This is a genomic window from Flavobacterium sp. AC105 (genome assembly GCF_979258495.1).
Window position 1 is genome coordinate 1,322,136 of sequence record NZ_OZ409860.1, and the last position, 20,737, is coordinate 1,342,872.

12 protein-coding genes are annotated in these 20,737 nt (G+C 32.8%); 6 read left to right on the forward strand and 6 right to left on the reverse strand.

Annotation, left to right across the window (positions count from 1 at the left end; genetic code table 11):
* Window positions 1-156 precede the first annotated feature (156 nt).
* The 3 genes from ACZ0AH_RS06015 (at window position 157) to ACZ0AH_RS06025 (ending at window position 1,766) form a co-directional block, all read left to right on the forward strand.
* Window positions 157-597 (forward strand): hypothetical protein, encoded by a 441-nt coding sequence (locus ACZ0AH_RS06015; protein WP_463474915.1) that lies wholly within the window; start codon window positions 157-159, stop codon window positions 595-597.
* Window positions 578-874: a DciA family protein gene (locus ACZ0AH_RS06020; RefSeq protein ID WP_463474916.1), complete on the forward strand. Its 297-nt coding sequence runs from the start codon at window positions 578-580 to the stop codon at window positions 872-874. The genes ACZ0AH_RS06015 and ACZ0AH_RS06020 overlap by 20 nt, the downstream gene beginning before the upstream one ends.
* A gap of 175 nt (window positions 875-1,049) precedes the next feature.
* A complete protein-coding gene (locus ACZ0AH_RS06025) occupies window positions 1,050-1,766 on the forward strand; it encodes a hypothetical protein (protein WP_463474917.1) in 717 nt (238 codons plus the stop codon).
* A 119-nt stretch (window positions 1,767-1,885) separates the two neighbouring features.
* Here the strand turns inward: ACZ0AH_RS06025 and ACZ0AH_RS06030 are convergent, their stop codons facing one another.
* From ACZ0AH_RS06030 to bshC, 3 genes are all read right to left on the reverse strand, one after another.
* A complete protein-coding gene (locus ACZ0AH_RS06030) occupies window positions 1,886-2,305 on the reverse strand; it encodes a nucleoside-diphosphate kinase (RefSeq protein WP_056196211.1) in 420 nt (139 codons plus the stop codon).
* A 232-nt stretch (window positions 2,306-2,537) separates the two neighbouring features.
* The gene (locus tag ACZ0AH_RS06035) at window positions 2,538-3,809 is read right to left on the reverse strand and encodes an acyltransferase family protein (protein WP_463474918.1); all 1,272 of its coding nucleotides are present in this window, start codon (window positions 3,807-3,809) and stop codon (window positions 2,538-2,540) included.
* Between the two features lie 139 nt (window positions 3,810-3,948).
* Window positions 3,949-5,538, reverse strand: a complete 1,590-nt coding sequence (gene bshC, locus ACZ0AH_RS06040; RefSeq protein ID WP_463474919.1) for a bacillithiol biosynthesis cysteine-adding enzyme BshC — start codon at window positions 5,536-5,538, stop codon at window positions 3,949-3,951.
* 269 nt (window positions 5,539-5,807) lie between these two features.
* Here bshC and ACZ0AH_RS06045 point away from each other — a divergent pair, with 269 nt between their 5' ends.
* Entirely contained in the window at window positions 5,808-7,085 is a 1,278-nt protein-coding gene (locus ACZ0AH_RS06045; RefSeq protein ID WP_463474920.1) for an MFS transporter, read from the forward strand.
* Window positions 7,086-7,132: 47 nt separating this feature from the next.
* On the opposite strand, the gene ACZ0AH_RS06050 is transcribed toward ACZ0AH_RS06045, so the two are convergent.
* Both ACZ0AH_RS06050 and ACZ0AH_RS06055 read right to left on the reverse strand, forming a co-directional pair.
* Entirely contained in the window at window positions 7,133-11,179 is a 4,047-nt protein-coding gene (locus tag ACZ0AH_RS06050) for a DUF7948 domain-containing protein (protein WP_463474921.1), read from the reverse strand.
* 77 nt (window positions 11,180-11,256) lie between these two features.
* Window positions 11,257-17,073: an Ig-like domain-containing protein gene (locus tag ACZ0AH_RS06055; RefSeq protein WP_463474922.1), complete on the reverse strand. Its 5,817-nt coding sequence runs from the start codon at window positions 17,071-17,073 to the stop codon at window positions 11,257-11,259.
* A gap of 163 nt (window positions 17,074-17,236) precedes the next feature.
* Here ACZ0AH_RS06055 and ACZ0AH_RS06060 point away from each other — a divergent pair, with 163 nt between their 5' ends.
* A complete protein-coding gene (locus tag ACZ0AH_RS06060) occupies window positions 17,237-19,453 on the forward strand; it encodes a B12-binding domain-containing radical SAM protein (RefSeq protein WP_463474923.1) in 2,217 nt (738 codons plus the stop codon).
* On the opposite strand, the gene ACZ0AH_RS06065 is transcribed toward ACZ0AH_RS06060, so the two are convergent.
* The gene (locus ACZ0AH_RS06065) at window positions 19,454-20,218 is read right to left on the reverse strand and encodes an MBL fold metallo-hydrolase (protein WP_463474924.1); all 765 of its coding nucleotides are present in this window, start codon (window positions 20,216-20,218) and stop codon (window positions 19,454-19,456) included. It abuts the gene before it with no gap.
* A gap of 91 nt (window positions 20,219-20,309) precedes the next feature.
* Here ACZ0AH_RS06065 and ACZ0AH_RS06070 point away from each other — a divergent pair, with 91 nt between their 5' ends.
* Window positions 20,310-20,624 carry a GIY-YIG nuclease family protein gene (locus ACZ0AH_RS06070; RefSeq protein ID WP_463474925.1) on the forward strand — a complete coding sequence of 105 codons (315 nt, stop codon included), beginning with the start codon at window positions 20,310-20,312 and terminating at the stop codon, window positions 20,622-20,624.
* Window positions 20,625-20,737: the final 113 nt, after the last annotated feature.

Consider the following 20,737-nt stretch of genomic DNA (forward strand, 5'->3'; position numbering starts at 1 on the left):
GGAAATTTCATTTGAAAACTGGAGCCCTAGCCCTGATGGGAGGGAAAATCCTTTTGTGCCGGGGTTCGGCACAAAAGATTGGAAGGACAGCAGGAAATAGCTCCTTATTCTTCAAATCTGCTCAAAATATAATAATTAATTTTTAATAAATATAATATGAAAAACACTTTTATGATTTTGGTTTTATCGCTTTTGTTTGTAAGTTGCAAACAAGAAATTAAACCCGCAGATATTGTAAAATTGAATGGATATTGGGAAATTGAAAAGGTTGTTTTTGATAAAGGTGAGGAAAAGAATTATGGGATGAACGAGAGTTTTGATTTTTTTGAAATCAAGAATAATAAAGGAATTCGAAAGAAAGTAATGCCTCAATTTGATGGAAGCTTTTTGACGAGTGATTCTTTTGAAAATGTTTCGGTTCGGTTTAAGGATGAGAAGGTTTTTCTGGATTATAAAACAGATTACGCAAAATGGAGTGAGGAACTGATTTCGATTTCAGATCAGGAATTAGTGGTAAAAAACCAACAAAATAAAGAATATCATTATAAAAAAGCAGCACCAATAAATTTATTGAAAGATGGCAAAGAGACTAAATAATCAAAGTACAATTGGGGATGTTTTACATCAAATAATCCAGGTGAATAAATTACAGCCCGGAATGGATCAGATTGATGTAAAAGAGGCTTGGAGGCAATTGATGGGGAATGGTGTTAATACTTATACAAAAAATGTGGTTTTGAAAGGAAATACGCTTTATGTGGAACTTGGATCTGCTGTTTTAAGAGAAGAATTGAGTCACGGAAAATCTAAAATTGTGAAGATGATTAATGAAGAATTAGGACGTGAAGTCGTAAAGGACGTGGTTTTACGCTAAACTGGTTTGACATTTAAACGAACGTATTCATTAAATTTTCATTAAAAAAAAATAAAAATTAGCACTTCTATTTTAGAAGTGTTTTTTTTATGATACATTTGAACGGTAAGTATTTTTTTAATAAATAAAATACATTATTTAATAATTTAACAACCAAAAACAATCTAAAAAACAAATGAAAAAAGTATTACTTATTTTAACCGTATTATTTGCTTTAAACAGTTATTCACAAAAGAAAAAAGTAGCAGTTGTTTCGTTTTACACGGATAAAACAATCGATCTTTCAGAATTAGGATTAAATGGGCTCGCTGCGATAGCTGATTTAGGAAACAATCCAAACTTTAACCTTTCTCCAATTTTAGAGAAATATCACAATGCGTTTTTTAATGATTATGCTAAAAAATTCCCGTTTGATTTACTTCCTGAAACTGAAGTGACTCAGAAACCGGAATACATTGCTTTTACTCCTAAATTTGCAAGAGAAGGCGGAGAAAGTGGTAGCATTATTAACTATCCAGGATACAAATATATTTATGAAGGTACGAACGGTTCAGCAAATGAAGAAGCATCTGCGCAAATGTTTAAAGAAGTAGCTGATGGTGTTTTATTTACAGAAATTCATTTTGCTGTAGTAAAAGGATTCGCCGTTGGTGGAACTGGAACAATAAAAATGAAAGCTTATGCCAGAATGGCTTTATACGATAAAACAGGAAAGAAAGTATTAGCTTTTTCTGAAGGAGCAAACTCTAAGAAAACTGGAACGATCGTAGGTGGAGTTCCTGTTTTAAGTCTTGATAAAGTACTACCTATGTGTGAAAGTGCATTAGAAGAGCTTTTAAAAGATCTTGATGAAAAAATTGAGAAAGTTGTTAAAAAGTCAGACAAGCTTTAATTATCATTTGTAATAAATAAAAAAAATCCATTCGCCGCGGCGAATGGATTTTTTTATTTACAAAAGTTCAGGGGTCTATCCCGATTGCTATCGGGACTGAACTCTAAAATCATAAATTATTAGAATTGCTCTCTTCCGGCAAAATGGAATGCACTTTCGATAGCAGCATTTTCGTCGCTATCAGAACCGTGAACTGCATTTTCTCCAATAGAAGTTGCGTATGCTTTACGAATAGTTCCTTCAGCAGCTTCAGCAGGATTTGTAGCTCCAATTAAAGTTCTGAAATCTTCTACCGCGTTATCTTTTTCTAAAATTGCAGCAACAATTGGTCCACGAGACATGAATTCAACTAATTCTCCGTAGAAAGGTCTTGCAGCGTGAACAGCATAAAATGCCTGAGCATCAGCTACAGTTAATTGAGTTAATTTTAATGAAACGATTTTGAAACCTCCGTTAGTAATCATTGCTAAGATATTCCCGATGTGTCCATTAGCTACAGCATCTGGCTTAATCATTGTAAAAGTTCTATTTGTTGCCATTTTCTTGCGTTTTTTTAATTTTGTGCAAAAGTAGACTTTTTTATGAATTGATTTTAATAAATTCATAATTAAAAGCGTGCAAATTGATGTTTTGGCTAATAAAAGGTTTTTTTAAACCAAATAAGTTATATAAGTTCATTTTAGTAAATGTTTTTTTATAAAAAATAAAGGCGCACAAGTTTGCACGCCTAGACTTATAATAGCTTATATGATTATATGGTGAAAGAAATTTTTAAACTTTGAAAATGAGTTTGTTTTTGTAGAATATCCACAAAATAAACGACCAGATTCCAACATAAACTAATGCACCAGCTAGCGAAGCCATCATTGGATTGCTGAAAAATGGCGCGATTCCAAAACTATAGAGATAATCTAAGAGATTAATTTGTTCTTCCGGATTATGTGGATTTTTGAATTGAATCATTACTAAGACCTGCGGAATTATCTGAGATGTAAAAAAAACAATCATTGGATTTACCCCCCAAATTAAAAAAAGTTTGAAGCCTTTTTTATATGCTGCAATATCTATTATATAATACAATAGAGCCAAAAGTGTTGCGGCTAAACCAGTAGTATATAAAGTATAACTGCTTGTCCAAAGTGATTTATTGATTGGGAAAACAATATTCCAAATTAAACCGGCAATAATTAATGCTACTCCGGCAATGGCCATTTTTTGTGCTTTTTGAATTTTAGTTATATCACGAAGTAATACCTGACCAATCAATAAACCAATGATTCCGTTTACTATTGACGGAATTGTGCTTAAAATACCTTCCGGATCCCACGTAATGGTTTCGCGATACATATGTCCTTTAAGTAAAATGCTGTCTACCCAAGAAGCCAGATTAGTACCTTTTTCAAGATTTGCAGCTCCAATTCCAGGAACCGGAATTAAAGTCATAATTGCCCAATAACCTAATAATAAAACGATTCCTGTTATAATTTGTGTTTTTTGAGTCGTTTTTAAATGTAAAAGAGAAACGATAAAATACACAATTGCAATTCGTTGCAAAACGCCCGGAAGACGTACATCCTGATAGGCTTCGATGCCGCTATAGGCTAAAAAGAGATATATAAACAGTATTGAAACTGCTAAAATATTTTTGACTTTAGAACTAAAATTCCCCATTAAAGCATAACCAACTGCAATTGTAATGGCTAAACGACCTATAAGAAGCGGAATTCCCTCAAGTCCGAATAATTGTATTTTGGCAAAAAAGTTAAAGAAAATTCCCAAACAAAACATTCGCAAGGAACGAATCAGGATTTTATTGAAAGTGGTTTCGTCCCATGTTTTGGTTGGCATTGCCAAAGGAACTGCAACTCCCATAATAAACATGAAGAACGGAAAAACTAAATCGGTTGGTGTGCAGCCATGCCATTCTGAATGTAATAAAGGTGCATAAACATGTCCCCAATCTCCGGGATTGTTAACAATTGTCATTAATAAAATTGTTAATCCTCTAAAGACATCTAAAGATATCAAGCGCTCTCTGGTCATAAAATTTGTAAATAGGTTAGTTTTTGTTTTTAAAAGTTACTATTTGGTTTGAGAGAGGCAATAATTTCAGCAGCAAGTGGTTATTTAGTCTGATGATTATTACTTTATTGTTTTAATTGAACATCACAAGTATAATCAATTATATTGTAATAATATTAAAATTAGTTTCTAAAGGTTTTAGTTTTTGAATTAAAATCGGAATCAATTGTTCTCCTTTTTCAAGATAAAATTCTGAAAAATTAGTTTGGCGTTCCTGTAAACTTTTATTAGGAAATAATTCAAATTGCAAATCGGTTACACGTTGTAATTCATCATTTAATTTTCTTTTTTGTGCTTTTAGCAAACGTTTTTCAAGGTTTTCTAATCCTTTTAATTGTTTCTTTTCCTGTGCTTTTACTGCTCCTGTAAATGATTTATCGGTTTGTTGCGCTAATTCGGAAAGGTATTTAAATTGATTTTCCAGTATTTCTTTTTGAGGCGTTAAATCAATAGGAAAAGCTGATAATTTATGTGTAATAGCATTTAATAAAGTATCAGGTTTCGTAAATAAGTCGAACCAGCTTAACCCTAATTTGTCCGCTTTTTTGGCTTGTTTTTCTGTATTTAAAAGTACCGAATTTCGAACCAAAAGTATAGGAAAAGTAATATTTACGGCTTCAAAGAAAGATTTTAATTCTAACCAATACGCAATTTCTCCGCCTCCGCCAATGTAGCATAAATTAGGAAGAATAATTTCCTGATACAAAGGTCGCATAATTACATTTGGACTAAATTTCTCTGGATTATTTTCTAACACTTTTAGAATTTCTTCTTTTGAAAAGGAGATTTTTGTGTTGTTGACCAAGTATTTATCATTTTCGAAAACGATTCTTTCTCTTAAATCATTTTCAATATAAAACAAATTGATTTCACGCGGATTTACCTGAACGGTATAATTTCCAAAATTTGCTATTGTTTCCTGAACCGCTTTAAATGAGGTTTGCTGCTCTAATTCTTCTTTTACAAAAGGAATAAAAGCACGTTTTAAATCCGCATCATCGGCATCCAAAATAACCAGACCATAATTTGCAAATAAGCTATTGGCCAGAAAACGAGTTGCATCGGCCAGGTTTTCATGTTTTAAATACGCTTCTTCAAAAAGCTTTTTAAGAACATTCGCATTCGTACTTGATCCTAATTCGGCAGCATAAATTTCTAAGAATTCGGCTAAACCTTCAGTTGAAAGTCTTCCAACCGGACCCGTACTTTCTTTATTCCATCTGAATTTTTTTCCTTTAAAATTAAAATAATTGATCTCTTCAAAATCATGATCTTCGGTCGCCATCCAATAAATGGGAACAAAATTATGAGATGGATATTTTAATTTTAATTCTTTGGTAAGATTAATGGTCGAGATGATTTTGTATAAAAAATACAACGGACCGCTAAATAAATTTAACTGGTGTCCTGTAGTAATCGTAAAAGTATTTGAAAGTGCTAAAAGCTCGATATTTTGTTTGGTCGAATCCGAAATATCGATGTTTTGATATTGCGTTTTTAGCGTTTCAACCAATGGAATTCGGTTTGCATGATCAAAATTCGCCTGCTTTTCGTTTATTTGTTTTTCGAAGTTTTCTATGGTGGGAAAATGATTGTACAGCGGTTTTAATTCTGATTTTTGATCTAAATAATCTTGCATTAACTTAGAAAAATATCCTGAGGTTTGGTAGCTGATACAGTCGGTAGGCATAATTTTGGAATTTATTTTTGATAGCTGTAAATTTAATCAAAATAAGTAGTTAAAAACGATTTTAACGATTGCTTATGATTTGATTTTTGTTCTTATATTTAAAATCTTTATAATCAAGTTTTTAATTTTTTTGATTGTAATGATGTATTAAATTGAAAATTTACAGAATTTGTTAAAAAGTATAACTGTTCGAAAACTAATTATTGTAAAACTGAATTATTAATAATGAAATTCTATTTTTGTAAACAAAAAAGTTATATCTATTTTACATGAAAACTAAATCTAGCAAGGAGAATTCTCTAAAACATGTTCTTTTTGGTTCCTTAATTGGTACCACAATCGAATTTTTTGACTTTTATATTTATGCTAATGCGGCGGTATTGGTTTTTCCGCAATTATTTTTTCCGGGAGCAAATAGCACCAATTCTACACTGGAATCATTGGCGACATTTTCTATAGCCTTTTTAGCCAGGCCTTTGGGATCTGCTGTTTTTGGACATTACGGAGATAAAATCGGACGTAAAGTTACCTTAGTTGTAGCCTTATTAACAATGGGATTATCGACAATAGCAATTGGTTTTTTACCGGGTTACGCCAGCATCGGAATTGCTGCGCCAATTTTATTAATGTTATGCCGATTTGGTCAGGGTGTAGGTTTAGGAGGCGAATGGGGCGGCGCTGTTTTATTAGCAATTGAAAATGCACCTCCAAATAAACGCGCCTGGTACGGAATGTTCCCGCAATTGGGAGCGCCTATAGGTTTGTTACTTTCTGGTGGAACTTTTTTGATTTTAACGGATAGTATGAGCAGCGAAGCTTTTATGGATTATGGTTGGAGAATTCCGTTTATAGCCAGTTCTCTTTTAGTAATTGTTGGGTTTTATATTCGTTTAAAAATTAGCGAAACGCCTGCATTTGAAAATTCTAAAGAAGAACAAAAAGAAGTTAAAATTCCATTTTTAACCTTAATAAAATCATATAAAAATCAGTTGATTTTTGGAACCTTATCTGCGGTTACGACCTTTTTGGTTTTTTATTTAATGACTGTTTTTACACTTAGCTGGGCAACTTCTGATTTAGGTTTTAGCAAAAGAGATGCTTTATTGATTCAACTGCTTTCAGTATTGTTTTTTGCATTTTTTATCCCTGTTTCTGCTTTGGTTGCTGATAAAATTGGACGTCGTAAAATATTAATTATAACCACATCTGCTATTGCTGTTTTTGGATTTTTCTTTTCTTACTTTCTAAATTCAGGAAATGCTGTGCTTGTAACAACTTTTGTCTGCATTGGAATGTCTTTGATGGGCTTTACATATGGACCGTTAGGAACTTTTTTATCCGAATTATTTCCTACTACAGTTCGTTATTCAGGTGCCTCATTGACTTTTAATATGGCAGGAATCCTTGGTGCTGCATTTGCGCCAATGATCGCTATTTGGCTTGCAAGTACGTATGGTTTGAGCCATGTAGGTTTTTATTTAACCGGAGCTGCATTAATATCTCTGGTTTCATTTTTAGTAATTTCTAAAAAGGTGCATCAATTTTAATTTTTAAAAAATAGAAAAAGGGCGTCTAAATTTTAGACACTTTTTTTTTATCGTTTTAAACTGAAATGTCCTCTAAATTCTGTTCCGTTTAATCGAATAACGGTAAACCAATAATCTGAAGAAGGTTCTTGTTTGCCCAAATAATTTCCGTCCCAAACGCCATTTTCATACAGTTGTTTAATGAATTTTCCGTAACGATCAAATATTTTTATTCCTGTTCTTGGTGCTAAATAAGCAAAATCAATAGTCCAGGTATCATTATAACCATCGTTGTTTGGTGTAAAGAATTTTGGATAAGGAAGCTCATCAACAAAATTAATACAATCGACAGTTGTAGCTTCAAAAACTTTTATAGTTACAGGAATTCGGTCACTTTCGCAATTATTAATAGTTTGTGAGGCATAATAAGTGATTCCGTTTTGAAGTTGAGTTGATTCTGATAAAATAATATTTGAAGCATTATTTTCAAACCATTTTATGTTTTCTCCTGATATTTTAATATCACTAATTGAGGCATTTTCTTGTACACAAAAATTTTGAGGAGTCTGAGCTAACGGGTTTTGTGTGTCTTGTATTTTTACAGTAACAGCAAGTCTTTCGCTTTCGCAATTATTTAGTGTTTGCGAAGCATAATAAATACCATTTTGTAATAAATCAGTTTCTGATAAACTATTTCCATTTACTGCTGTGTCGTACCACTTAAGAGATGTTCCCTGAATAGAAAGATTTTCAATTGTTGCAATCGCATCGATACAAAACTGTTGATTACTATTTCCAATTGGCAAAGCAGTATCATAAACGTGAATTAAAACTGGAGTCCTGTCACCTTCACATCCAATAGTTTGTGAAGCATAATATGTTTTATTATTTTCTAATAAAGTGGTATTTGGCAAAACAGTGGCGGCGAAGTTAGTATCGTACCATTTTATATTTTGTCCTGAAATTTGGACTTCGTTTAAGGTTGCATTTTCGCTTTTACAAAATGACTGAGTTGCATTTGCTGTTGGAACAGAAGGTGTATTTACAATCGAAACAGTAACTGCAAATCTAGGACTTTCACAATTATTGACAGTTTGTGATACATAATAGGTTTTTCCATCTTGTAGATTAGTCGTTTCTGCTAATAAAGCCCCATTATTTAAAGTATCGTACCATTTTAGCAAACTTCCTGTAACTTCAATATTAGCAATTGTTGGATTTTGACCAGAACAAATTGGCTGGTTTGTATTTCCTGTTGGAGGTAAAGTATTTTGAATCGTAATTGTTACAGCGACTCTTTCGCTTTCGCAACCGTTGATAGTTTGAGATGCATAATAAGTTATTCCGTTTTGAAGTAAGGTTGTATTTATTAAAAGCGTTCCGGCCGTTTGGGCGTTGTACCATTTTATGTTTTGTCCGTTAATGGCAACATCTGCAAGAGTTGGATTTTGAAGACTGCAGAAGTTTTGCGGGGTATTAGCAACAGGAAGAGGTTGACTTGTGATAATAACGGTTTGTTCTTGACTTGAATGATTTCCGTTTCCATCATTATAATTCCACACGATTGTATAAGTTCCCGGTAAACTATAATTTAAAGCATTTATAGTAGTTGCAATAATAGATCCTGCACAAACATCATTTGCGGTAGGAATTGTATTAATTACAGTATGACAATCACCAGTTATAGTTGGCAAATTGGTAATTTCAGGAACTGGAGCTTCGATATCTCCAACAACTACGTTAATTTTTTTAGTATCATCACAACCGCCAGTTCCTGTTATTAAGCAGCTGTACTCTCCACTATTAAGTGCTGCTGCATTTATAATAGTTGGGTTTTGATCAGTTGAAGTAAAACCGTTTGGTCCAGTCCATAAATAATTGGTTCCTCCGGATGCTTTAAGTTCTAAAGAGTTTCCACTACAAATAGGGGAATTACTTGTTACTAGGGCGCTTGATTCACAATCTTTAAATTTTATTAGAAAACTATCGAATGTGCCATTCAATTCTTTCTGGAAAGCATCTTGTGTCGCTATATCATTTATACTATAAGTCCAGCCAGAAATATAAAAATTCCCATTTTTATCGCATGAAATATCACCAGCATAATCTGATTTTAGTCCTCCATAATAAGTTCCCCAGATTTTTTCTCCAGAGGATTTAAATTTAATTATATATAAATCACTGGAACCAATGAAATTTTCCTGATAAGCATCAACGGTACTAATATTATTTGTACTTAGCCCACTGCTTAAAAAATAAATTGAGTTATTTTTATCTATATCAATTGAGTTCTTTCCTACCATTCCATCCTGTTCCTGACCTCCAAGAAATGTACTCCAAATTAGAGTTCCATTATTAGTAAATTTAGCCATATATGAATCCCAATCACCTGCGTTATTTGGCTGGAAAGAATTTGCTTTGCCGATACCATCAATACTTCTTGTACAACCAGTAATTATAAAATTATCTTCGTTATCGATTTTAATAGTATAATTAAAGTCATAATCTTTACCACCATAATATGTTCCAAATAATCTTTGACCATTTGTATTGAACTTCACAACAAAAGAATCATCCCAAATTACTGAATCGCTATTGAATACTTCATTATAAGCACCAACTGTTGAAATTCCATTAAAACTTTCGGTTATTCCTGAGCAAAAAATATTATTATTTGAATCAACATCAATAGAGGCAATGGAATCGTTTCCATCTCCTCCATAAAAAGTTGCCCAAATCCTTTGACCTTGTGATGTAAATTTAGCTAAGAAACCTTCTTGAGCGTTATTAAAATTTGCTCTATCTTTAAAGCTATTCGGAGTACTAATATCTTTCATGCTCTGGGAATATCCTCCAATAAGTATATTCTGATTATGATCGATCTTGATACAAAGTATTGAATCAAAACCTTCTCCTCCATAATAAGTTCCCCAAATTCTTTGGCCGTTAACATCAAATTTCACTATCATTCCATCAAACCAATCATTATAAGATTCCTGATGTATACCTGGACTGGAAATATTAGTTTTACTAGTGGTATCTCCAGCTAAATAAATATTATTATTTAAGTCAAAATCTATTGTTCTAAAAACATCGCTACCATCTCCTCCATAATAAGTACTCCAAACCCTTTGTCCTTTTGAATCGAATTTAGCAATGAAAGCATCATTAGAGGAATTAAAAGTTGATTGGTAACTGTCAGTAGTAGCGATATTTGTTGAGCTAGTAGTATAGCCTCCTAAATAGACAAATTGATCGTTTGTTTTGACTATTCCATTAAAATAATTCTCATCTCCTTCACCCCCATAATATGTTCCCCACAGTCGTATGGGTACAGGATCAATAATTAAAGTTTTATCAGAAACAATATTTGGATTTGTAAATCCATAAACGTTTTTCTTAATTTTTATATACTCAACAGCTATTTCTTTTTTGTTTGCATTTTCTTCTGTCCAGCTTGCGGGAAGTGTTTCTTCCATTTTTCCAAAACGTACATTCATCTGGATTTTGTTATCGACTAAATCCGTTTCAGCACCATTAAACTTTAATTGAATATCAGAGATTTTTCCTTTTGGATGAATCACAAAATTATATTCAACGGTTTTTTGAGGATTATTCGGAATTGAAAATACAACATCAATATTTGGGTAAATGTTTTTATACGTAATTTGTTTGTATTGATAAACGCCAATGATTCCATCAGGTTTATTAGGAACATTGTAGTAATTATCGAAATCTTTCGATTTTTCTTCTGCTATCAATTCAACTTTTGAATTTGAGTTTACAAAGTCAATATCAATTCGATGAAAAGTATATTTAAGATTGTAATCTGTTTGTTTTATATTTCTATTTGGTAGAGCAGGAAAATTTCTTTCATCTCTGGAAGGAGGAACAGGAATTTTCTTTACTTCATAAACATCATAAGAAAATCCATTTTTCTTAAGCTGAATATTTAGTCCATTAGTATTTAATAGATATTTTACAGTAGGATTTGATTTTCCTTTTTGGTCAATAATTTGCCCTTTATTTTCTTTGAATCCAATAGATTGAATTTTATTTTGAGAGAATAATTGGCACGTAATTATTAAAAAATATAAAAGTAATTTGTATTTCATCTGAATGATTGCGTTTTGGCAAATAGCAACTAAATTTAAGTTTTAAATATAATTTTGATATTGGACTTGTTCTTTTCTTACCTTTTCAGACTAAAATGTCCTCTAAACTCTGTTCCGTTTAATCGGATAACAGTAAACCAATAATCTGAACCAGGTTCCTGATTGCCAAGATAATTTCCATCCCAGGCACTACTACTATACAGTTCTTTAATGAATTTTCCGTAACGATCAAATATTTTTATTCCGGTTCCTGGTGCTAAATAAGCAAAATCAATAGTCCAGGTATCATTATAACCATCATTGTTTGGTGTAAATAATTTTGGATAAGGAAGCTCATCAACAAAATTAATACAATCGGCAGTTGTAGCTTCAAAAACTTTTATAGTTACAGGAATTCGGTCACTTTCGCAATTATTAATAGTTTGTGAGGCATAATAAGTGATTCCGTTTTGAAGTTGAGTTGATTCTGATAAAATAATATTTGAAGCATTATTTTCAAACCATTTTATGTTTTCTCCTGATATTTTAATATCACTAATTGAGGCATTTTCTTGTACACAAAAATTTTGAGGAGTCTGAGCTAACGGGTTTTGTGTGTCTTGTATTTTTACAGTAACAGCAAGTCTTTCGCTTTCGCAATTATTTAGTGTTTGCGAAGCATAATAAATACCATTTTGTAATAAATCAGTTTCTGATAAACTATTTCCATTTACTGCTGCATCATACCATTTTATCGCTGTTCCTTGAATAGAAAGACTTTCAATTGTTTCAATTGCATCGATACAAAATTGTTGATTACTATTTCCAATTGGCAAAGCAGTATCATAAACGTGAATTAAAACTGGAGTCCTGTCACCTTCACATCCAATAGTTTGAGAGGCATAATATGTTTTATTATTTTCTAATAAAGTAGTATTTGGCAAAACAGTGGCGGCGAAGTTAGTATCGTACCATTTTATATTTTGTCCTGAAATTTGGACTTCGTTTAAGGTTGCATTTTCGCTTTTACAAAATGACTGAGTTGCATTTGCTGTTGGAACAGAAGGTGTATTTACAATCGAAACAGTAACTCCAAATCTAGGACTTTCACAATTATTGACAGTTTGTGATACATAATAGGTTTTTCCATCTTGTAGATTAGTCGTTTCTGCTAATAAAGTCCCATTATTTAAAGCATCATACCATTTTAGCAAACTTCCTGTAACTTCAATATTAGCAATTGTTGGACTTTGACCAGAACAAAATGGCTGGTTTGTATTTCCTGTTGGAGGTAAAGTATTTTGAATCGTAATTGTTACAGCGACTCTTTCACTTTCGCAACCGCTAACAGTTTGTGAAGCATAATAGACAGCGTTATTTTGAAGTAAGGTTGTATTTGGTAAAAGTGTTCCGGTCGTTTGGGCGTTGTACCATTTTATGTTTTGACCGTTGATTGCAATATTGGCTAAAGTTGCATTTTGCTGGATACAGAAGATTTTAGAATTTACATTTTCAGGAGCTGGGATAGAACTAACAAAAGGGATTATTGTTGCTTTCATAGCTTCAGAAATACATCCTTTCGAATTTTTTGTTTTTAGATAATATTCACCTGGATTTAGAAATAATGATGTTGCGTTATTAGTCCAGTTTATACCATTATCAAAACTGTATTCTGATGCCGGAGAAGTTATAGTTATTTTTCCCTGACTATTAGTACAGTTTGGCTGAATAATGCTGTATGTGGGAACAGTTGGGTAATCTGTAGGCGTATTTATTTGAATTAAAACTGCTTCAGATTCACAACTAGCTGCATTTTGAATCTTAATCTTATAATTTCCAGCTGCTAAATTTCCAGAATCTGAATTTGTTTTCCAGGTTATACCATTATCAAAACTATATTTTGAAGCTATAGTTGTAATTGTAATAGTTCCAAAAGGATTCGTACAGCTAACAGGTTGAGAAACTATATAATTTGGCGTCATTACAGCGTCTAAAGGAGGATTAATTGTTGTTTTGACAGAAAGTGAAGGACAACCAGTAGCACTATTTTTAATTTTAATAAAATAAGTACCTGAAATCAAATTAGTTGCTATAGGATTTGTAGTCCAGGTAAGCCCGTCATCAAAGCTATATTGATAAGCATTTGTTGATACTGTAATAGTTCCTTTTGCAGCCGTACAACTACTTGGCTGTTGAACTGAAATAATAGGTTTTTCAGGTAATGGGTTTAAATTATTAAGAGAAATGTATTTGGAATTAGATTCGCATCCCAATTCGTTTTTTATTTTTAAATTATAATTTCCAGGTTTTAAATCTGAAAATGTAGAATTTAAAAACCAGGTAATTCCATTATCGATGCTATATTCTGAGGCAGAACTTGTTACTTTAATACTTCCTAAAACGTCACAATTAGGTTGAGTAACGGTAAATAAAGGATCATCAAGATAAAATTTAGGGATGTAAACAGCTACCGGATATGATTGACAGCCTAATTCATTTTTCCAAATTATAAAATAATTTCCTTCGTCTAAATCAGTAGCAGTTGGATTTGTACTCCACGTCATTCCGTTATCAAAACTATATTCAGCTCCAATTGTATTGATAGTAATACTGCCTCCTAGTCCGCATATAGGCTTTGTTGTTGTATAATCAGGAGGATCCAGATAAACGGCATAAATAGTTGCAATTGCCTGATAGGACTCACAACCTGATTCGTCTTTTATCATTATTCCATAGTTATTCGAATTAATTGATGCAGGTATGTTTAAAACCTTATTTGAAGTACTCCATGTTCTTCCTCCGTCAAAACTGTATTGTGTTGCAGGTGTATCAATTATAATACTTCCGGGACTTCCACATTTGGGTTGTGTTATACGATAACTGGGATAACTTAATTTAGGTTCATTAAAACGTATACTTGAAGATACCGAAATACAGCCAAATTCATTTCTTATTGTTGGGGCATAAAAACCCATAGGTAAATTTAAAGCTGTAGGGTTAGTGCCCCATGTTTCTCCACCATCAAAACTATAAAAAGGTGCGGGAGTTGTAATGGTAATGCTGCCACCTTTATCACAAGTTGGGTCAATGTATGTATATTCGGTATTTTTTAATTCAAAAGGTATAAAATTCACATAAATACTTTCTGAGACACATCCGCTACTGTTTTTTATTTTTAGACGATATTCAGAACCTACAGGTAAATTTGTGGCTGTTGGATTTGTACTCCATGTTGCTCCATCATTAAAACTATAAAATGCAGCTGGAGTGATTATTGTAATACTGCCAGTTGCGTTATCACCACAAACAGTTGGCTGGACAATACTGTAGTATGGATATTGGAAAAAAGTAGAATTAATATGAACATTCAAGGGTATACTCGTGCATCCTGCTGCATTTTTTAAAATAATTTCGTAATTGCCCTCTTCCAAATTAGATTTAATTGAGTTTGTTTCCCATGTCGCTCCACCATCAAAACTGTAAAAATCTGCTACGGTTTTAATGGTAATACTTCCTTTAGTATTACAGTCAGGCTGAATGACGGAATAAGTTGGGAAATCTAAATAAGGATAAAAAAGATAAATCCTTTTTGAATCAGTAAAACATCCATTGGCAGTTCTTGATTTTAAGTCATAAGCATTTGGTTCCAGATTTCCTGCAGTTGGATTTGCAGACCAGGTTTTACCATCATCAAAACTAAATTCGGACCCAGGCGATGTAATGGTTACACTGGCTCCAGAATCACACGTTACATTTTTATTTATTGTGTATGTCGTTTGTGCTCCTGAATAAAGGTTAGCATTTATATATGCATATTGATATTCTGATTTACAGCCAAATTCATTTTTGAGCACAATGTAAAACTGAGTAAAAACATTTGGAAATGTTACAGTTGGGTTTTTAGTCCAGGTCACACCATTATCAAAACTATATTCATACGCAGGTGTTGTAATCGTAAGACTTCCATTACTGCTACAGGAAGAAGGCTGAACAATTGTAAACTCAGCCGGCTGAAGGTAATAAGGATGTATAAAGACATAATTGGGCTCAGATTCACAGCCCAGCTCATTTTTTGTTTTTACAATATAATAACCTGATTCCAGATTAACAGCATTCGGATTAGTAGTCCACGTTGCCCCGCCATCAAAACTATATTGATCAGCAACTGTCACGATACGTATTGAACCTAATTTCTCGCAAGTAGGATCAACCTTTTTTACTTTAGGATAAGGAACATAAAAATTTTTCAAATAAACATATTCTAATGGTGTGTTAGATTCACATCCCGATTCGCTTTTAATTTTTATCGAGTAGTAACCAGGATCTAAATCCGTTGCAGTAGGATTTGTAGTCCAGGTTACCCCATTATCAAAACTATATTCAGATGCCGGTGTTGTAATAGTTATAGTTCCTCCTGAATTACAAGTAGGAATTGTGAAGGTATATGAAGGATAATCTAAATGAGGAGCAAAAAGAAAAATGCTGCGTGAATAAGATTCGCATCCTAAATTATTTTTAATTTTGATGTTATAATTTCCCGCAGGTAAATTATTTTTTGTTGAAGTCGTACTCCAGGTTAATCCATTGTCAAAACTATATTCTGATGCAGAGGATGTAATTGTAATACTGCCATTAGCACTACATGTTGGCTGTACAATTGAAAATAATGGCCTGTCTAATAATACAGGATCAATAATTGTTATAATAGCCGGGGTTGAAATACATCCTGAAGCAGATTTTGTTTTAACATAATATTTCCCTGGTCCTGCAGGAATATAAACAGGAGTAGTCTGCCATGATTTACCATTATCAAAACTATAATTTAGCCCTGTTTCCTTAACCGTTATGCTGCCTTTCGTTTCACTACAGCTAGGTTGAATTACAATGGTTTCCGGACTTGAAAGCGAATTGTTTATGGTTAAGTTTGAACTGACAAAACAATCATTTCCATTGGTAATTTTAACCGAATACGATCCTACATTTGATGGTATTGATGTTACCTTATACGTTTTATTTGTTGCGCCATTTATTGCAATTCCATCCTTATACCATTGATAAGTAGTACTTGAATTTAGGGTTTTTGTTAGATTAGCGGTTAACTCTAAATTACCATTACAAAAAGATCCGGTTTGAGAAATAGTTACGCCAAAATTCTCAACTGTGTTCAAAATTAATTTGTCATAAAGAAATGAAGGCGATTCCAGCGTATCAAATGAGGGAGGCAATTTTCCAGATGGAGCACCAAGCATAATTGAATTGATATCTACGCTTGGAGTAAAACTAATTGTTATTTCTCCCCACACAGATTGCGGCTGGTACGTAACATGACCTATTTCAATCCACGTTGGATCAAATGTATCCGGGCTCGAATTAGTATATAAGGGTAAATTATCACGATTATTGCACCCAAAAAGCGTAATGTTAACAGGCTCTAAATAATCAAAATCATATTCTGTATTACTGCTTTGAGAAATATCAATACTTGTTAAAGTAGCAATGTTTAATTTTAATTGATACTTTGTACCTGTAACCAAAGGAGTTGGTAGTTTAGTAGCAAGGTATTCTTTTTGGCTATTTTTACATACAGCTCTAATTATCCCATCACCATCAGGAAAATTCTCAAGTTTTTTATCATAGATCGCATAATTATTTTCACAACTCATATAGTCAGGTGAGGGCTGTGTACCTTTGACCCAAGAGAGTACCATACTTAAATCATCTGCACTATATGGACAATGCGTTTTTTCTTCAAAAGAAAAATTGGGTAAAATTGATGCAGTATTATTACAAATGCAATCACTATCATTTAAATCTATTTTTCCGTCGCCATCATCATCTATACCATTATTACAAATTTCCTGAGAATAACAAAATGAAGAAAATATAAAAAAAAGGAAGAGTAAAGTATGTTTCATAGATTGAATTAGTGGCAGCTAAATGTAATTAAAATTCTATTAAATAAGATTAAAATAAAACCTGAAAAAAGTATTTTACAGAGATTTAGAATTGAAAACTTAGAATCAAAATCTTTTCATAAAAAGTCCCTAAATATCCCTTATTTTTGCAAAAACATTTCTTTTGAAAACCAAACTTTTCGTCATTACGCCTCCTTTTACACAACTGAATACTCCGTATCCGGCGACGGCATATATAAAAGGATTTCTGCATACCAAAAATATCGAATCGGTTCAGGCTGATTTGGGTATTGATGTGATATTGGAATTGTTTTCGAAAAAGGGTTTAGTTAATTTGTTTCAGGTTTCAGGTTTCAGGTTTGAAACTCCAAATCAAGACGTTTCAGATAATTCAAAGCGTATTTTTGCTTTACAGGATGAATACATAAAAACAATTGATGCTGTAATTCAGTTTTTACAGGGAAAAAATCCAACATTGGCATTACAAATCTGTCAGGAAGATTTTCTGCCGGAAGCTTCTCGTTTTGCACAATTAGAAGAACTCGATTGGGCTTTCGGGACAATGGGAACACAGGATAAGGCCAAACATTTAGCAACTTTATATCTTGAGGATATCTCCGATTTTATTGTAGAATGTGTCGATGAAAATTTTGGCTTTAGCCGATATGCCGAACGTTTAGGCCGAAGTGCCAATTCTTTCGATGAATTATATGAAGCCTTACAGCAAGAACCAACGTATATAGATTCCATTTTAATTTCGCTTTTAAAAGTTAAAATAGAAATAATTCAACCCACTTTATTTCTAATTTCGGTTCCCTTTCCAGGGAATTTATACAGCGCTTTTCGATGCGCACAATGGGTAAAACAAAATCATCCCGAAATTAAAATTTCGATGGGAGGCGGTTTTCCAAATACAGAATTACGTTCACTTTCTGATGCTCGTGTTTTTGAATTCTTCGATTTTATTACTTTAGATGATGGAGAAGTGCCAATTGAAGAACTTGTTGAAAATTTGTCATCCCAAGCGGAGTCGAGGGACGAGAAGCGATACAAAAGAACTTTTTTATTAGAAGAAGGAAAAGTAGTTTATAAAAACAATTCATTAAAACACGATTACAAACAAGCTTACGTAGGAACGCCTGATTATTCAGATTTGCCTTTGGATAAATATATTTCGGTTATCGAAATTGTAAATCCAATGCACAGAATGTGGAGCGACGGACGTTGGAATAAACTCACAATGGCGCACGGATGTTATTGGGGAAAATGTACTTTCTGTGACATTTCACTCGATTATATAAAAGTGTATGAACCTGTTGCAGCCAATTTGTTATGTGACAGAATGGAAGATATGATGCTGCAAACCGGTCAAAATGGTTTTCATTTTGTCGATGAAGCAGCACCGCCAGCCTTAATGCGCGCTTTAGCCCTTGAAATTTTACGCCGAAAATTAGCCGTAACCTGGTGGACAAATATTCGATTCGAAAAAAGTTTTTCTAAAGATTTATGTTTGTTACTAAAAGCTTCTGGTTGTATTGCCGTTTCCGGAGGTTTAGAAGTGGCTTCTGACCGATTATTAAAATTAATTGACAAAGGTGTAACCGTTGAACAAGTAGCAAAAGTGACCCGAAATTTTACTGAAGCCGGAATTATGGTTCATGCGTATTTAATGTACGGATATCCCACACAAACCATTCAGGAAACAATTGATAGCCTCGAAATGGTGCGCCAATTGTTTGAAGCCGGAATCCTGCAATCCGGATTTTGGCATCAATTTGCCATGACAGCACATAGTCCGGTGGGTTTATATCCGGAGAAATTTGGCGTTACGAAAACAACAGAAGTTATTGGAACTTTTGCGAATAACGATATCGATTATACAGATGCTACGGGAATCAATCATGATAAATTTAGTTTTGGATTAAAGAAATCGCTCTTTAATTTCATGCACGGAATTTGCCTGGATTATGAACTTCAGGATTGGTTCGATTTTAAAATTCCAAAAACTAAAATTGATCCCTACTTTATATTTAATGCCCTCGAAGAAGAAAACGACTTTAATACAAAACCAAATGCAAAAGTGGTTTGGCTTGGAGGAAAACCTTCAACAGAGCATTTTACAAAGTCTAAAAAAGGACAAAGCTGGGAAATGATGACTTTTACTTTTCATGATAAAAAAGAAAGTTTCAACATTCAAACCAATAAAAATGAAGGCGAATGGTTAGTCGAAATCCTGCAGAAAATAGCCATTTCGAATACAAAAAACTATACTTTCCAAGAAGTAAAAGCCGATTTTGAAACTCAATTAGATGATTTCGAATTATTTTGGTATTCAAAACCTGTTAATACATTACGTGAATTTGGGTTATTGGTTTTGTAATCAATATTCCACAAAAGTTCCATCAGCAGGAATGGCAACTTTAGACAAAAGATCATTTTCTGATAATGCTTTTCTTAATTGCTCTCTGGTGGTCGGGCAATGATTTAAGGCTTCTAAATGATTGGCGAAAACTTTACCCGGAGCAAGCGCAGTAAATTTCAAAATATCATTCATTCGCATTAATAACGGCTGACCAATATCTAATCTCGCAGTGCCACAAGCGACCGTTGCAATATCAGGTTTAAATTCAACCAGAACTTTCTCCACATGTTGTGTCAAAATGGTGTCAGAGCTAATGTAAATTGATTTTTCGTTTTCTAATTCTATATAAAAACCCATTACATTACCCATTAATTTGGCGATAAATCCATAACCGTGAGTAGCTGGAATTCCTGTAATTGTTCCGTCTAAAAAAGGTTGAGGTTCCCAATAATTTAAAGTTTGAGTAATATTTAATCCACGTTTAGTCAGTTCTTTTTCATCTTTCACATTACAAGTTACCGGAATGCTTTTGCGTCTCAAAAAAACTTCGCCAGCTTTATCGATATGATCCGGATGCAAATGTGTGATGAGGCAATGTGTTACTCTGCTCAAAATTTCTCTGCTGTTTTTTGGCAAAGAAACCATTGGATTTCTATGGGGATTATAACGAAAGATTGTAAAGGGCGAAATCGTTTTTCTCTTGCCTAACATCGGATCAACTAATATGACATGTTGATCGGTTTCTATAACTAAAGTTGCGTTACGTAAATGATGTAATTTCATATCGGGGAAAATTAGATATTAAAAATACAAAAAGATTTTTATAATTTATTTACAGAATTTTCTTATTTTTATTGAAAAAGATTTTAAATTTATGTTTTTTCAAGAAGGTTATCACACTTATTATATCTACATCATTACTAATAAAGCAAAAACTGTTTTTTATACAGGTGTTACAAATAATTTAAAAATTAGGTTAAGCCAACATAAAGAGAATATTTTATTGAAAAATAAAACCTTTGCATCGAAGTATAATGTTGAGTTCTTACTGTATTATGAAAAATTTAATTGGATTCAGGAAGCAATCTCCAGAGAAAAAGAAATTAAAGGATGGAGAAGAGAGAAAAAATTAGGTCTCATAAAAATAATTAATCCTGACTTAGAAATTTTAAATCACTTTTTCGAATAGGATTGTGAAGATTCCTCCTCCGTCTGAAAGACAATCTTTGTGGTTATTTTGTTTAACTATAAAGTTAATCGGTCTAGTATGTCTTTCCGACGAAGGAGGAATCTCCGTAAGAA